This is a genomic window from Nonomuraea sp. NPDC050733 (assembly GCF_040654215.1).
Taxonomy (GTDB): Bacteria; Actinomycetota; Actinomycetes; order Streptosporangiales; family Streptosporangiaceae; genus Nonomuraea.
In genome coordinates this window covers 125,384-140,212 of the sequence record NZ_JBFAHO010000006.1, presented here as the reverse complement: position 1 = coordinate 140,212, position 14,829 = coordinate 125,384, and the positions used below count along the sequence as shown (strand labels likewise).

The 14,829-nt window shown below is 72.4% G+C and carries 14 protein-coding genes; 3 read left to right on the top strand and 11 right to left on the bottom strand.

Annotated features, from left to right (window positions below):
* Positions 1–121: 121 nt before the first annotated feature.
* The gene (locus AB0H64_RS14130) at positions 122–1,168 is read right to left on the bottom strand and encodes a LacI family DNA-binding transcriptional regulator (RefSeq protein WP_357623751.1); all 1,047 of its coding nucleotides are present in this window, start codon (positions 1,166–1,168) and stop codon (positions 122–124) included.
* A gap of 19 nt (positions 1,169–1,187) precedes the next feature.
* The gene (locus tag AB0H64_RS14125; protein ID WP_357623750.1) at positions 1,188–3,038 is read right to left on the bottom strand and encodes an MBL fold metallo-hydrolase; all 1,851 of its coding nucleotides are present in this window, start codon (positions 3,036–3,038) and stop codon (positions 1,188–1,190) included.
* A gap of 32 nt (positions 3,039–3,070) precedes the next feature.
* On the opposite strand from AB0H64_RS14125, the gene AB0H64_RS14120 reads away from it, so the two are divergent.
* The gene (locus AB0H64_RS14120) at positions 3,071–4,978 is read left to right on the top strand and encodes a beta-N-acetylglucosaminidase domain-containing protein (RefSeq protein ID WP_357623748.1); all 1,908 of its coding nucleotides are present in this window, start codon (positions 3,071–3,073) and stop codon (positions 4,976–4,978) included.
* On the opposite strand, the gene AB0H64_RS14115 is transcribed toward AB0H64_RS14120, so the two are convergent.
* From AB0H64_RS14115 to AB0H64_RS14095, 5 genes are all read right to left on the bottom strand, one after another.
* Entirely contained in the window at positions 4,947–5,231 is a 285-nt protein-coding gene (locus AB0H64_RS14115; protein WP_357623747.1) for an FAD-dependent oxidoreductase, read from the bottom strand. The genes AB0H64_RS14120 and AB0H64_RS14115 overlap by 32 nt on opposite strands.
* Positions 5,228–6,955, bottom strand: coding sequence for a hypothetical protein (locus tag AB0H64_RS14110; protein WP_357623745.1), 1,728 nt, complete (start codon positions 6,953–6,955; stop codon positions 5,228–5,230). Before AB0H64_RS14110 ends, AB0H64_RS14115 begins: the two co-directional genes overlap by 4 nt.
* 119 nt (positions 6,956–7,074) lie before the next feature.
* Complete coding sequence (locus AB0H64_RS14105; protein WP_357623744.1) at positions 7,075–7,899, bottom strand: carbohydrate ABC transporter permease; 825 nt, start codon at positions 7,897–7,899, stop codon at positions 7,075–7,077.
* Entirely contained in the window at positions 7,896–8,843 is a 948-nt protein-coding gene (locus AB0H64_RS14100) for a sugar ABC transporter permease (RefSeq protein WP_357623742.1), read from the bottom strand. The genes AB0H64_RS14105 and AB0H64_RS14100 overlap by 4 nt, the downstream gene beginning before the upstream one ends.
* Positions 8,844–8,858: 15 nt before the next feature.
* Entirely contained in the window at positions 8,859–10,247 is a 1,389-nt protein-coding gene (locus AB0H64_RS14095) for an extracellular solute-binding protein (RefSeq protein ID WP_357623741.1), read from the bottom strand.
* A 317-nt stretch (positions 10,248–10,564) separates the two neighbouring features.
* Here AB0H64_RS14095 and AB0H64_RS14090 point away from each other — a divergent pair, with 317 nt between their 5' ends.
* Complete coding sequence (locus AB0H64_RS14090) at positions 10,565–10,945, top strand: STAS domain-containing protein (protein WP_357623740.1); 381 nt, start codon at positions 10,565–10,567, stop codon at positions 10,943–10,945.
* 39 nt (positions 10,946–10,984) lie between these two features.
* Here the strand turns inward: AB0H64_RS14090 and AB0H64_RS14085 are convergent, their stop codons facing one another.
* Positions 10,985–11,872 (bottom strand): LysR family transcriptional regulator, encoded by an 888-nt coding sequence (locus AB0H64_RS14085; RefSeq protein ID WP_357623738.1) that lies wholly within the window; start codon positions 11,870–11,872, stop codon positions 10,985–10,987.
* An 80-nt stretch (positions 11,873–11,952) separates the two neighbouring features.
* Between AB0H64_RS14085 and AB0H64_RS14080 the strand changes: the two genes are divergently transcribed.
* Positions 11,953–13,197, top strand: a complete 1,245-nt coding sequence (locus tag AB0H64_RS14080; protein WP_357623736.1) for an MFS transporter — start codon at positions 11,953–11,955, stop codon at positions 13,195–13,197.
* A gap of 129 nt (positions 13,198–13,326) precedes the next feature.
* On the opposite strand, the gene AB0H64_RS14075 is transcribed toward AB0H64_RS14080, so the two are convergent.
* The 3 genes from AB0H64_RS14075 to AB0H64_RS14065 form a co-directional block, all read right to left on the bottom strand.
* Positions 13,327–13,530 carry a cold-shock protein gene (locus AB0H64_RS14075; RefSeq protein ID WP_175593730.1) on the bottom strand — a complete coding sequence of 68 codons (204 nt, stop codon included), beginning with the start codon at positions 13,528–13,530 and terminating at the stop codon, positions 13,327–13,329.
* Positions 13,531–13,775: 245 nt separating this feature from the next.
* Positions 13,776–14,189, bottom strand: a complete 414-nt coding sequence (locus tag AB0H64_RS14070) for an SRPBCC family protein (RefSeq protein ID WP_357623734.1) — start codon at positions 14,187–14,189, stop codon at positions 13,776–13,778.
* Between the two features lie 71 nt (positions 14,190–14,260).
* On the bottom strand, positions 14,261–14,818 hold the full coding sequence (locus tag AB0H64_RS14065) for a MarR family transcriptional regulator (RefSeq protein WP_357623732.1): 558 nt from the start codon (positions 14,816–14,818) through the stop codon (positions 14,261–14,263).
* Positions 14,819–14,829 lie beyond the last annotated feature (11 nt).

Below are 14,829 nucleotides of genomic sequence, written 5' to 3'. Positions count from 1 at the left end.
CCGATCGGAAGCCCGTCGATGAGGGAAACCGATATGGCATCGTTCCCACAGTGATCCTAGGAGCGCCCGGCCCGCCGGGTCAATCACAGTCACGCGGAGCCGGGCTTGCGGAAAGGAGGCGTCAGGGGAGGGCCGGGCAGGAGCCCGTGGAGCCGCGGACGACCAGCCGCACGGCGAGGACCGTGGTCAGCGACTCGCCGTCCGGCGCGTCCAGCCGCTCGTGCAGGCGCCGCACCGCGGCGGCGCCCAGCCCCATGGTGTCCTGGGCGACCGCGGTCACCATCGGCGACACCATGCTCATCCACGGCGCGTCGTCGAACGCCACCAGGCTGACGTCCTCCGGGACCCGCAGGCCCAGCTCGGCGATCGCCCGCCAGACGCCCTCGGCCAGGACGTTGTTGGCGGCGAAGACGGCCGTCGGCCGGTCGGGCCGGCGCAGCATGTCGAGCGCCCGCCGGTGGGAGTCGGCCACGTCCCAGCCGGAGGAGACCACCAGCTCGGGCACCACGGCGGCGCCGCCCATGGCGAGCGCCTCGGAGTAGCCCTGGTAGCGCTCGTGGCCCGTGGTCCAGTTGGTCTCGTCGATGAACAGCGCGATGCGGCGGTGGCCGAGCTCCACCAGGTGGGTGGTGGCCTCGCGGGCCCCGACGCGGTTGCCGACGACGACGCCGTCGGTGACGCCGGGCGCGAACTGCCGGTCCACCTCGATGACGGGGATGCCGTGGGCGCCCAGGTAGGTGGACACCTTCGGCGAGTTGGGCGTGACGATGACGCCCGCCACCCGCAGCGCCACGAACGCCTCCGCGGCCTCGCTCTCGGCGTCGGCGGACAGGCTCGTGTCGGCCAGCACCATCGTGTAGCCGCGGCTGCGCGCCTCACCGTTGGCCCCGGCCGCCAGGTCGGCGTAGAAGGAGTTGCGCAGGTCGCTGACGATCACCCCGATCGACCGGCTGATCTGCTGCTTGAGCGTGCGGGCCATCACGTCGGGCACGTACCCGAGCTCCGCCGCCGCCCGCTGGACGCGCTCGCGGACGTCGTCGGCGGCGTAGCCGCTGCCGGTCAGCGCCCGCGACACGGTCGAGCGGGACACTCCCGCGGCCTCCGCGACGTCCTTGATCGTCGGGCGCCGGCCGCGGCTGAGCGGCGAAGCGCCGCGCTCCATGGTCATCGAGTCCCTTCCTGGAAGCTCACGCCTGGACCACGTCCACCAGCGCCTCGGCGTGCTGGCCAAGCCGGAGGTCGCCGATGGTCACGTCGACGGCCAGGCGGACGCGCCGGCGGGGCATGGCGGCGGCGCCGAGACGGAGGTGCACCTGCTCAGTACCCAGCGCCGGCAGCATCACCGGCAACGTTCCCGGCTCACGCCGCCAGCCGGGCGGGACGACGGGCTCCACCCGTGCGGCGACCTTCTCCGGCCAGGGGTTGCGCAGCGTGGCGGTCAGGACGACCTCCTCGCCGGCCCGGACGCGCGTGTGGTACGGGGTCAGGCGGCACAGCACCCCGTCGGCGCCGAGGTCGAACCGGTCGAGGGGCAGCAGCTCATGATGGAGCTCGATGAGCCGTTCGCCTCCTTCGGCCAGCATGGCCAGGTAGTCGTCGTCGACCCACCGGGGTTTCCAGTGGCCGCTGACCATCAGATCCGGGCGCAGGCGCCGGTAGAGCGCCGCGCTCTGCCGGTAGTCCTCGATCCGGAACCGATTCTTGTACTGATAATTAAGGATCTCACGGCGCTCGCCAGGAATGCCTTGTCCGTCCTGCTGATCGCCCGTCACCAGGACCCGATGGCCGTCCACCTGGACCTCGTACGCCGCCGCGTACAGCGTGTGTCCCGGCAGGTCGTGCACCGTGATCTCGTACTCCCGCCAGCGCACGGTCTCCCCCAGCCCCAGCACCCGGTCGGCGGGGATGGGGTCGTACCACTGGCACGGCAGGTCATGGTGCAGCGGCGCGGCGAGCACCGGCTCGATGTGGGAGGGCACCCACAGCTCGGTGCCCTCGACGTCGCGCAGCAGCGGCATGCCCGCCACGTGGTCGTCGTGGTAGTGGGTGGGCATGGCGACCTCGACGTCCGTGACGCCGTGGTGGCGGCGCAGGGCGGGCAGCGAGGCCAGCCAGGGGCGCCGCGCCGCCCGGTCCGTGCTGCCGGGCAGCCCGGTCGTCATGTCGTAGCCGAAGTCGAACAGCAGCGCGGCGCCCGAGTCGGACAGCAGGACGTAGCTGTGGGACAGGCTGCTCCGGTTCATCAGCAGGTGCGGCGTGACCTGGACGTACGGGTTGTCGAGCAGGCCGCGCACGTCCCAGGGATAGGCGCGGCGCGCGTCCACGTAACGCTGCATGGTCTCGGACAGCCGGGCGAGCGCCGCGTCGGGGTCGGGCATCGGCTCGCCGTGCGACGGGCACAGCAGGTCCGGCCGCTCCCCGCGGAGCAGCTCGCAGCTCAGGACGACCATCGCCGGGCCCTCGTTCTCGGTGTACGACCACTGGGTGGCGGCCAGCGACCACACCTTGCCCGGGGCGTAGATGAGGTCGCCGGTGAACGCGACCCGGCCGCCCGCGGTCTCGACGAGGTACGTCACCGAGCCCGTCGTGTGTCCGGGCGTGGGCAGCACGCGCACGTCCACGCCGCCGTAACGGGCCGTGCGGTACTCGGGCACCACGCCGTCCACCCGCACCGGCTCCAGCAGGGAGAACCGGTCGTCGCGCAGGTCGTAGTCGTTGGCCAGGCGCCGGCCCGCCCACATGAGGTCGACCTCGTCGAACAGCTCCCGCTCGACCGGCGGCACATGGATCGCGACGCCCGCCGCGGCCGCCAGCTCCAGCCCCTGCGCCTGGTCGCGGTGGTGGTGGGTCATCAGCACATCGGTGAGGCGGTCGAGCCCCATCTCGGGCAGGAGGTCGAGCACCCGGCCGGAGCCGAAGTCGACGGCGACGCCCGTGCGCGTGCCGTCCTCCTGCGGAGGGGCGGCGACGACGTACACGTGGCAGGTGTCCAGGACCCGGAAGACTCCGGGTGACACCTCGGTGACATGGGGGCTCACGAGAGCGCATGCTATCCGGTATCGTTCCCACAATGGAGACTCCGGAGTGGGTGAACCCGACCCCTCAGAAGGCCTCGATCGGCCTCCCCCACCTGGTGTGTGAGGCGTTCCACATCGACGGCGCCCCCGGCACGGCCACGGCCGTCGCCGCCCTCCTCGACGCCCTTCCCACGGCTGCGGCGAACGCCCTGCGCGTGGACCTACGCGTCGATCCCGCCGCCGGCCTGCCGCCCGAGGGCTACACCCTCACCACCGGCGAGGACGGGGTGCTGATCACCGGCGCCGACCCCGCCGGGGCGTTCTACGGCGCGCAGACCCTGATCTCCCTGGTGATGGCGCCGTGCGCGACCCACGCGCTGTGCGTGCCCGCCGCCGACGTGCGCGACTGGCCCGTCCTGCCGCTGCGGGGCACCATCGAGGGCTTCTACGGCACCCCCTGGTCCCACGCCGACCGCCTGGAGCACCTGCGCTTCTCCGGCCGCAACAAGCTCAACACGTACGTCTACGCCCCCAAGGACGACCCGTTCCACCGGGAGCGCTGGCGCGACCCGTACCCGGAGACCGAGCTGGCCCGGCTGGCCGACCTGGTGGCCGAGGCGGCGGCGCGGCACGTCCGGTTCGTGTTCGCGCTGAGCCCCGGCCTGTCGATGGTCTACAGCGACCCGGCCGAGAGGGCCGCGCTGCGGGCCAAGGCGGCGCAGGTCTGGGAGGCGGGCGTGCGGGAGTACGCCCTGCTGTTCGACGACATCCGGGCCGAGCTGGAGCACGAGCCCGACCGCGCGGCCTTCGGGACCGGCCCCGGGGCGAGCGGGAGCGCGCACGCCGCCGTGTGCCGCGACTTCGCCGAGGAGTTCCTGGCTCCCCGCGGCGCGGAGCGGCCCCTGACGATGGTGCCCACCGACTACGCCGGGACCGGCCGGACCGCCTACCGCGACCGGCTGGCCGAGGAGCTTCCGGCCGGCGTGCTGGTCTGGTGGACCGGCTCGGACGTGGTGGTCGGGTCGATCTCCGCCGACGAGATCGCCGCCGCCGCGGCCTCCTACGGGCACCGCGTGGCGCTGTGGGACAACTTCCCGGTCAACGACTTCGACTTCGCCCGGGTCTTCCTCGGACCGCTGACCGGCCGCGACACCGATCTCGACACCGGTCTCGACACCGGTCTCGACACCATGCCCCTGGCCGGGATCACGGCCAACCCGATGGTGCAGGCCGCCGCCTCGCAGCTCGCGCTCGCCACGGTCGCCGACTACGCCTGGCAGCCCGCGGCCTACGACGCGGCGCGCTCCCACCGGCGGGCGGTGCGGCTCGTGCCGGGGGCGGCCGAGCTGTCGCCGCTGGTGGACGCCTGCTCCTCCTGGCCGCCCGGCGCCGACCAGAGCCCGGCGCTGTCCGGCCTGTGCGCCTCCGCCCTCGCGGGCGACGCCGAGGCCGCCGTACGACTGCGCGGGGAGCTGGAGCGGCTGGCGGCGCTGCCGGAGGCCACGCCGGGACGGATCGGCGAGGAGCTGCGCCGGTGGGCCGCCGCCGCCCGCGACACGGCCACGGCCGCCCTGACGGCCCTCGACCTCCTGGCCGCCCTCCCCGCCACCGAGCACCCGGACCGGCCGGTGCGGGACGCGGCGGCTCCAGGGCCGATGCCGGACCCGGCAGCCTCGGGCGTGGCGGTGCCGGGCGTACCGGTCTCGGGCGTATCGGTCTCGGGCGTAGCGGTGCCGGACGTGGTGGAGGCGCTGGCGCGGGCGGAGGCGCACGAGGCCAACGTGCTGCGCGGCGTCCTCCCGCCGTTCGTGCGCGCCGTCCTCGCCCTCGCCGAGCCCACCTGCCCGCCGCCGGCCACCGGCGTGACACCGGCGCACGCCGCGCCGGCCGGCACGACCACCCCCGCCCCCACCCCCGGGCCGCCGGCCGCTACAGCGCCGGCACCTGCCCCGCGGCCCTGAGCCGTTCCGGAAGGTCCGGCCGCCTGCCAGAACCCGGCGGCCATCCCGCCGAGCACCCGCCGAGCACCCGCGGATCGCCGACGTCGGTGCGGCCGAGGCCGCCGGAGGTCATGCCCCCGACGTGCCGGCCCGGCTCGACCAGGACGGCGTCGAGGCCGAGGCGGGCCGCGGCGACGGCCGCGCGCACCCCGCCCGAAGTGGCGCCGTGGACGACGATCTCGGCCTGCCGGAGAGCGGGGGCGGCCTCGGTCACAGGCCCCACCACTTGGCGACGAGGCGGAGGTCCTCGCCGGTGATCTCCTCCCCGGTGCTGTCGATGGCCTCCACGTAGTACAGCGCGGGCACCCCGTACTCGGGCTGCGCCTGGGCGTAGGCGAGCCAGTCGGCCTTGGTGCGCATCGGCCACTGGTCGGTGTCGACGAGGTGGCCGGGCATGGCGGCGGTGGCGACCGCGTGCCGGAAGCGGAGCTGGTCCACGGCGGGCACGGGACGGCCCCGGGGGTCGGTCTCCAGCACGTCGTTGAGCCGGATCATGTCGGTCACGTCCGCGAACGCGGGGTGCGGCGTGTGGGTGATCATGAGGGCGTCCGGCTTGGCGCGCTTGGCGGCGTCGTACATGGTGGCGAGCATCTCGTGCAGCAGAGAGATGCCCCAGTTCGTCCCGTACGCGCGCAGGTGCGAGCCGCTCGGGAACCACTGCGTGAAGTCGATCTTCAGCCCGTCGGCGCCGAGCCCCGTGAGCATCTCCGTCACGGTGCCGGCCAGGCGGCGCCGGTAGACGGGGTTGGTCGGGTCGGCGGCGACCGGACGGCCGGCGGGGTCGGTGACGCACTCCTCGGCGGGCAGCCCGTGCGGCGCCCAGGCCCGCCACCACAGCAGCACCCGCTGCCCGCGCCCGTGCCTCTCGGCGATCCACTCGCGCATCCGCGGCCACCGCTCGGGGTCGGGCTCCGGCCGGCCGTAGTGGGCCTGCCACCGGTCGTCCACCACGATCGTGCCCGGCGCGATGCCGTGCTCCTCCAGCCGGGCGAGCCACTCGTCGTACAGGTCCTGGCGGGAGAGCTGCATGGGCGTGACGCCGTCGCCGGCCCGCGCGCACTGGGCGCCCCAGCCGCAGAAGATGACCCCGCGCCACCAGTCGTGCGCCGGGTGCGCGGGCCCCTCGGGAGCCAGGCCGTGCGAGACCAGGTCGGCGCGGTGGCGGCCGATCGCCTCCCACGGCGAGGCGGCCGGGTGGATGACGATGGCGGGCGACGTCCAGGCGCCGTGGGTCAGGGTGTGGCCCTCGTAGTCGAGGCGGAGCAGCGCCCCGCCGTCGAGCGGCTCGTACCCGAACTGCGTGAACGTCAGTCCGGCCACGCCGGCGCGGACCGAGACGCCGAGCCACGGCCCGCCGGGCACCCGGGTCGCCCGCCCGGGACGGGTGCCGGCCGGCTCCCTGCCGAAGGCCAGCACCAGCGGCGGCGGCGAGAAGACGGCGTGCAGGCGGCCGGGGTCGGCGTCGCCGATCACGCCGAGCGTCACGGGCTCGCCGGCCGGCCGCACGACCTGGATCGGCTGGGTGGGTGTGGGGTTGAAGACGCTGCGGGCCCGGATGTGCGAGCGGAACGTTCCCGCGGGCCCGGTGTTGAGCACGGCCCGGCCGCCGAGCAGCGTCACGTCGCCGATGGCGGCCTCGCCCTCGACGCTGACCTCCACCGCGACCGCGTCCGGCTCGCACACCAGGCGGACGGTCTTGGCGCCCCACACGGCGGTGCGCTGGGCGATCTCGAAGACCGCCCGCCCCTCCTCCTCGGCGACGAGGACGGGTGGCAGCGTCTCGTACGTCTCGTCGCGCCGGTCGGTGGTGTTGACGCAGGCGAGCAGGCTCAGGGTGCCCCAGCCGTCGAGCTCGGCCCGCGGCGCGGTCCTGGAGACGGTCAGGGTGTAGGTGTCGGCGCGCACGCCGAAGGCGTCGCCGGTGGTGGTGATGTGCATGGGTTACCCGAAGGCCTCGATCCGGGGCGGGGCCGGGGGGCTGGCCGCCCCCGGCGATGAGCATGGCGTGGTAGCGGCCGGAGCCCTTGATGGTGCGGGCGCGACGACGGGGAACGCCATCACTTTCCGCCCGACGTGGCGATGCCCTTGACGAAGTGCTTCTGACCGAAGAAGAACAGGATGATCATCGGGATGGTGGTGATGACGCTGGCGGTCATGACGATCTCCCAGTGCCACTCGCCGCCGAAGCCGAACTGGTCGAGCAGCGCCTTCAGACCGCGCGGCACGGTGAAGGTGGAGGAGTCGCGCAGGTAGATCAGCGGCCGCATCAGGTCGGTCCAGGCGGCCTGGAACTCGAACAGCAGCGTCATCACGATCGCCGGCCGGCACAGCGGCAGCGCCATGCGGGTGAAGATCGTCCAGTTGTTCGCGCCGTCGATCTTCGCCGCCTCGAACGGCTCGCGCGGCAGACCGAGGAAGAACTGGCGCAGCAGGAAGACATAGAAGGCGCTGCCGAACAGGTTCTGCGCCCACAGCGGGGTCAGGGTGTCGACCATGCCGAGCGAGTTCCAGATGAGGAACGTCGGGATCATGGTGACGGCGCCCGGCAGCATCATGGTGCCGAGCAGCACCCCGAACAGCGCCCCCCGGCCGGGGAAGCGGAAGTAGGCGAAGCCCCACGCCACCATGGCGCTGGTGACGGTGACCGTGACCGCCGCGAGGACCGTCACGAACAGGGTGTTGAACATCCACAGCGCGAGCGGCGCCTCGCGCCACACCTGGATGTAGTTGTCGAAGGTGAACGTCTCGGGGATGAGCCGGTGGTCGAACACCTCGCTGCGCGGCTTGAACGACGCGCTCAGCAGCCAGACGAACGGGTAGATGAAGGCGATCGTGAGCAGGCCGAGCGCGGCCCAGGTCAGGATCAGCCCGGCCCTCCTCATGACCCGCCCTCCCCCTCGTAGTGCACGTATCGCCTGGTCAACAGGATCTGCACGGCGGTGATCGCCATGATGACGACGAACAGCAGCCAGGCCAGGGCCGAGGCGTAGCCCATGTGCAGGAACTGGAAGGCCTGCTGGAACAGGTAGATGGCGTAGAACAGCGCGGCGTCGTTGCTGTAGGTGGTGTTGCCCGAGCCGAAGAAGGCGGTGTACGCCTCGGTGAACGACTGCAGGGCGTGGATGCTGTCCACGATGAACAGGAAGAACAGCGTCGGGCTGATCATCGGGACCGTGATGCGCAGTGTGCGCCGCCACCAGCCGGCGCCGTCCACCATCGCCGAGTCGTACAGCTCCTGCGGCACCCCGCGCAGGGCGGCCAGGATGATGATGACCGACGCGCCGACGGTCCACAGACCCATGAGGACCAGCCCGGGCTTGACCCAGTCGGGGTCGGTGGTCCAGGCGGGCCCGTCGATGCCGAAGATCCCGAGCACGCTGTTGATCAGGCCGTTCTGGCCGTTGAACAGCATGAGCAGCAGCACGCCGACGGCCACCGGGGGCGTCATCTTCGGCAGGAAGAAGGCGGTGCGGAAGAAGCCCGTCGGCTTGGCGGCGCTGTTGAGCAGCAGGGCCAGGCCGAGGGCGACGACGAGCTGCGTCGGCACCGACATGACGGCGAACAGGAACGTGTTGCGGATGGCCAGCCCCACCTTGGGGTCCTCGAACAGCGCCACGTAGTTGTCGAAGCCGATGAACGACGGGTCGTTGATGACGTCGTAGTCGGTCAGCGACAGGTAGGCGCTGTAGATGATCGGCCAGGCGGTGAAGATCAGGAACCCGAGCAGCCACGGACTGATGAACAGCAGGGCCGCCCGGGTCTCGATCCACCGCATCGACCGCCACTGGGACGGGCGGTCCGCGTGCTTGCGAGCGGAGAAGGACATGTCAGGTCGCGCGGATCAGTTCGTCTTCTTGGACCAGGTGGCCCACGCCTTGTCCAGCGCCGCCTGCGCTTCCTGCTGGGCCTCGTCGAGGGCCTGCTGCGGCTTGTCCTGGCCGTTGAGCACCCGGTTGACCGCGTCCTGCCAGGCCGTCTTGAACTCGGAGTCGGCCGGGTTGGCCGGCAGGCTGAAGGTGTGCTCGTTGGCCTCGTAGAAGGCCTTCACACCGGAGTCCCACGGCTCGCCGCCCGAGGTGACCATCTTCCTGACCTCCTCGTCGGCGCGGACGTTGCCGGTGAGGATGCCGGTGAACGGCTTGCCGTCCTGCTTTCGCTTGGCCACCCGGGCCTCGGCGGCGGCCTTCCAGCTCTCCACGAGCGTCATGGTCTTGGCGAAGCGGCAGGCGGCCTGCGGGTTCTTGGCGCCCTTGGGGATGGCCCAGGAGGAGCCGGAGGAGTACGCGATCGGCTCGCCCTGCGGGGTGCGGAAGGTGCCGAAGGCCAGGGTGGCCTTGGGCGAGACGTCGTTGAGCACGTTGAGGTACCACTGCTCCATCGGCATGGCGCCCAGCTCGTGCTTGGCGAACTGGTTGCCTTTGCCGAAGAAGTCGGCCGAGTCGCGCGCCGCCTTGACCTTGGCGAAGCCGCCCTGCGCGTCGTAGACCCCGACCGCGAACTCCAGGGCCTTGACCACCTGCGGGCTGTTGAGCTGGGCGGTCCTGCCGTCGGCGGACAGCAGGTCGGCGCCGTTGGCCTTGGCCCACAGGGGCAGGAACTCGGGCAGCTTGCTGTCGAAGCCGATCACCTTGAGCTTGCCGCCGGGCGCCTGGAGGAGCTTCTTGGTCGCGGCGGTGACGGAGTCCCAGTTGGAGCCGTTGACGTCGTTGATCGTCAGCCCGGCCTTCTCCAGTAACGAGGAGTCGGCCATCGTGATCTGGACCTGGTTGAACTCGGGGATGGCGTAGACCTTGCCGCCGAAGGTGACCTGGGCCAGGGCGTTCCTGTTGTACATCGAGGTGTCGATCCGCTCGCCCTTGACGCAGTCCGTCAGGGGGACGATAGCGCCGCGCGAGGCGAAGGTGCCGATCTGGTCGCGGTTGGCGTACACGAGGTCGGGCGCGGAGCCGGCGGCGACCGCGGAGAGGAACTGCTGGATGTCGAGGTCACCCTTGACGATCTTCACCTCCGCCCCGCCGAGGGACGCCTTGGCGCGGTCGACCCGGACCTGGCCGATCTCGTCCTCGCCGCCGAAGCCCATGACCGTCAACGTGCCCTGGAACTTCGCGGACGGGTCGAACGTGGCGGTCTGGGAGGGTTGGGGCCCGCCGCCGGTACCCTTGGCGCACGCGGTGACGGTGAGCGCCAGTGACAGCGGTACGAAGGTCCATCGGCCAAGACGAGATCTCATATGCGGTTCGCCCTTCACGCGCGGGGTCAAGCGGTGCACCCGAGACGTTCTATGGATGGCGACGTGGCGCTGCCCCGTGTGGCAACGTTCACACGCCTGAGAACGTACCCACACGCCGAATCATCGTCAACCAATTCATCACCGACGATTTGCTCAGCCGTTGGCGGGCTTCGGCGGTCCGAAACCCGCCGGACGCGCCTGTCACCGGAGGTTCCGCCGTTCTCTCGCGCTGTGCAATCATGGTGTGTCGGAACGTATGCGCCATAAGCGCACAGTGCAGGACCGCCGGGTCGCGGCGGTGGGAGGGGCCGAAAGACGTGGAACGCGCGGGCGCGAGACGGACCGGCTTCTCCTGGACCTCCGACCGGCACGACGGGGTGACCGTCATCGCGCTGGCCGGCGAGCTCGACATCGCCACGGCGGGAGAGCTGCGCCACGCCGTGGGCGACGCGGTGTCCGGCGGGCCGGACGGGCCGCCGCTGCTGGTGATCGACATGCTGGCCGTCGACTTCTGCGACTCCACCGGGCTGAGCGTCCTGGTGTCCGCGATCAACGGCGCGGCGGGCGCGGGCGGCCGGGCGGTGCTGAGCGGCATCGGGCCGCGCATGGCACGGCTGCTGCACGTGACGGGCCTGGACAAGCGCTTCCAGACGTACGGCACGGTGGACGACGCCGTGCAGGCGCTCCGCACCCCGTAACCGTTCAGCCGTCTCAGGCGCTCCTCCAGCCCGCAACGTTCAGCCGTCCTGGTCCTCCGCAGGGACGCCGAGGCCGGTGAGGAAGGCCGCGGCGGCCGGGGCCGGGCGCAAGCGGCTCCAGGCCAGATACTCCACGCGGCCGGGCGCGTCGCGCACCCGCAGCACGGCCAGGCCCGGCACCTGCGGCACGAACGCGGCGGGCATCATCGCCACGCCGAGCCCCTCCCTGACCAGCCGCGCCATGAAGTCCACCGCGGTCACCTCGAACGCCACCTCGCGCTGGATCCCCGCCGCCTCGAACGCCTCGTCCGACTGGGCGCGCCCGGCCGTGCCCGCCGGGAAGTCGACGAACGTCTCCTCGGCCAGCCGGCGCAGGTCCACGCCGTCCTGACCGGTCAGCGGGTGGCCCGGCGCGACGACCGCAACCAGCTCGCCGCGGGCCAGCTCCCGGGCGCGCACGCCCTTGGGCCGGCCCGCGCGCGGCAGCCCGAGGAACGCCACGTCCAGCCCGCCCTGCCGGACCCGCTCGGTCAGCTCCTCGCTGGTGCCGGTGCGGAGCGTCACCCGCACGCGGGGATGGCGGGCGTGGAAGTCCTTCAGCTCCCGGGGCAGGTCGACGGCGGCCACCGTGGGGATGACGCCGATCGCCAGCCGGCCCCGGATCTCCCCCGCCGCCGCCGCGACCTCGGCGCGGGCCCGGTCGGCGGCGTCGAGCGCCTGGCGGGCGGCGGGCAGGAACGCCTCCCCGGCGGGGGTCAGGCTGACGCGACGGCTGGTCCGGTCGAACAGCCGCGCGCCCAGCTCGCGTTCGAGGCGGGCGATCTGGTGGCTGAGTGCCGACTGGACGACGAGACAGCGCTCGGCGGCGCGGGTGAAGCCACCCGTCTCGGCGACGGCGACGACGTAACGCATCTGCTGGAGGTCCACGGATTCATCGTGACGCACGATGGATCGGATGACGAACATGTGTTGGACTCATCGATGTCGGCTCCGCCACGCTGGACGGCATGACGAAGACCTTCATGGACCGCGGCGACGGGCGTCTGTCGCGGGGACTGCTGCTGCTGATGTCGGCGGCCACCGGGCTCGCGGTGGCGGGCAACTACCTCGCCCATCCGCTGCTGGACCTGATCGGCGGGGAGCTCGGGCTGTCGCCGTCGGTCGCGGCGCTGGTGGTGACGGCCGCGCAGCTCGGGTACGGGCTCGGGCTGATCCTGCTGGTGCCGCTCGGCGACCTGGTGGAGCGCAGGCGGCTGGCGATGATCCTCTACGCGGCGACCTCGGTGTTCCTGCTGGTGTCGGCCACCGCGACGAGCGGCGCGGCCCTCCTGGCGGGCACGGTGCTGGCCGCGCTGACCTCGGTGGGAGCCCAGGTGGTGGTGCCGTTCGCGGCGACACTGGCCCGGCCCGCCGAGCGCGGCCGGGTGGTCGGCACCGTGATGACCGGCCTGGTGCTGGGGCTGCTGCTGGCGCGGACCGCGTCGGGGACGCTGGCGGACCTGGGCGGCTGGCGGACCGCGTACTGGGTGCAGGCCGGGCTGATGGCGCTGATGGCCGTGCTGCTGCGGGTGTTCCTGCCGCGGCTGCGCACCTCGGCGGGGCTGAGCTATCCGGCCCTGCTGCGCTCCACGCTCGGGCTGCTGCGCTCGGAGCCGGTGCTGCGGTGGCGGGCCGGGATCGCCGCCATGGCGCTGGCCTCGTTCAGCGTGCTGTGGACGGCGCTGACGTTCCTGCTGGCCGGGCCGGCGTACGGGTGGACGGAGTCGGCGATCGGCCTGTTCGGGCTGGCCGCGGCGGCGGGCGCGCTGGCGGCGTCGGTGGCGGGACGGCTGGCGGACCGCGGCCACGTGCAGAAGATCACGGCGGCCGGGGCGGCGCTGATGCTGGCGTCGTGGCTGCCGATCGGCCTGGGCGGGCGGTCCCTGCTCTGGCTGGTCGTGGGCGTGGTGGTGCTGGACCTCGCCCAGCAGGCCGTGCTCAACAGCAACCAGAACGTCGTGTACGCGCTGCGCCCCGAGGCGCGCAACCGGGTCAACTCCGCGTTCATGACGTCCTACTTCGCCGGAGGGGCGGCGGGCTCGGCGCTGACCTCGCTGGTCTGGGCGCACGCCGGATGGTCCGGGGTGAGCGTGCTGGGGGCCGTGCTGTCGGCGGGGGCACTCGCGCTCTGGGCCGGCGAGCGGCTCACCGTGGGGCGGTCCCGCACCTCCTCCGCCCATCCGGCGCCCGCCGCGGCGGCTGTCACCAGGTGATGGCCGAACGACCGTCGAGACGCCACGAGCCGGCCCCTCGCCTTCTTCAGGCGCGGGACCGGCTCGCTCAGGTCGTGCCTCAGGCCCGGGCGGAACGCGCCGGGCGGGGAGGCGTCACCCCGGGAAGGGTCAGGCGGGGGTGATGTTCTCCGCCTGCGGGCCCTTCTGGCCCTGGGTGATGTCGAAGCTGACCTTCTGGCCCTCGTGCAGCTCGCGGAAGCCGCGGCCGGCGATGTTCGAGTAGTGAGCGAAGACGTCGGCGCCGCCGCCGTCCTGCTCGATGAAGCCGAAGCCCTTTTCAGCGTTGAACCACTTCACGGTACCGGTCGCCATGTCAATCTCCTTCGATAGGCGCAGAGCCGGGACTCGCACCTCACGAGCCCCACGTCGCCGCGATGTCCCGTCCGGAAATGACCGGCAAACAAAATGCGCCCGATGGGTCGGATCCCGTCAGGCGCACACACGTTCATGGGTACCACACTGCAACTTCGATGAGCCTACCACATACCACACCCGCTCTGACAACCACCGGAGCATCGGCGTTTCCCCAGGTCAGCGCGGGTATTCGAGGAAGGTCATCAGGCATGTGCCGCGGCCTCGACGGCCTGCTTCATCTCCCGCGCGCCGTGTTCGACACGCACGCGGACCTCGGCGGCCCGCGCGTGAGGCAGCACGTCGGTGGTCCAGACGAGCCGGCCCGCCCGATCGCCCTCCGGGTGGACCTCGAAGGAGGCGTGGTGGTGCTCCAGCGGCGGCCTCGCGCCGTCGACGACGGAGTAGGCCAGGCGGCGGGCGTCGTCGTCGATCGCGACGATCAGCTCCCGGATGACGTGTCCGTCGGGAAAGGTCAGGAACCGCTGGTCGCCGTCGAGCCGGGTGCCGGCGACCCGGCCCGGCAGCAGGCGCTCGTGCACGGCTCCGACGTCGCGCAGCACGTCCCAGATGTGCTCGGGCGACGCGTCGATGACGATCTCGTGGCGAATGGTGGCCATGACGCCGGGTAGCTCCTCTCAGGACGAACGGTGGAAGGGTGGATGCGGTCTCTCACGGCTCGATCCGGGGGTCATGACTCCTGTGCGTTCCGCTGGAGGCGGTCGGCGAGGCGTCGCTGATTGGCGGCCAGCCGGAGGCACAGGTCGCGGAGGACGGCCAGCTCCTCGGGGCCGAAGCCGTGGAACATCGCCCGCATGGCGAGCTGCGCCGGCTTGCGGAACGCCTCGATCCAGGCCCGCCCGGCGGGGGTGATCTGGGCCAGGACCGAGCGCCGGTCCCCCGGATCGGGCACCCGGCGGACCAGCCCGTTCTGCTCCAGCGTGTCGACCAGTCCGGTGACGTTGCGGGAGCTGACCCCGGCGGCCCTGGCCAGCTCGCCGATGCTGACGCCCCGCTCGCCGTCGTTCAGGCGGACCAGCAGGTCGAGCGCGCCCGCGCTCAGCCCCCGGCCCTGGGCGCCGTGGGCGCGCATGCGCTCGACGGCGTGGTGGGCGGTGCGGACGGCGGTGGCCGCCTCGAACGCCGGCAGGTCGCCGTCGCCGTCGGCGAACTGGGCCATCGCGGCCCTGACGCGGGGGTCATAGAGGGAGCCGTCCGGGTCGCGCCGGTAAATATCTACGTCCTTCATAGTAAAGAAGG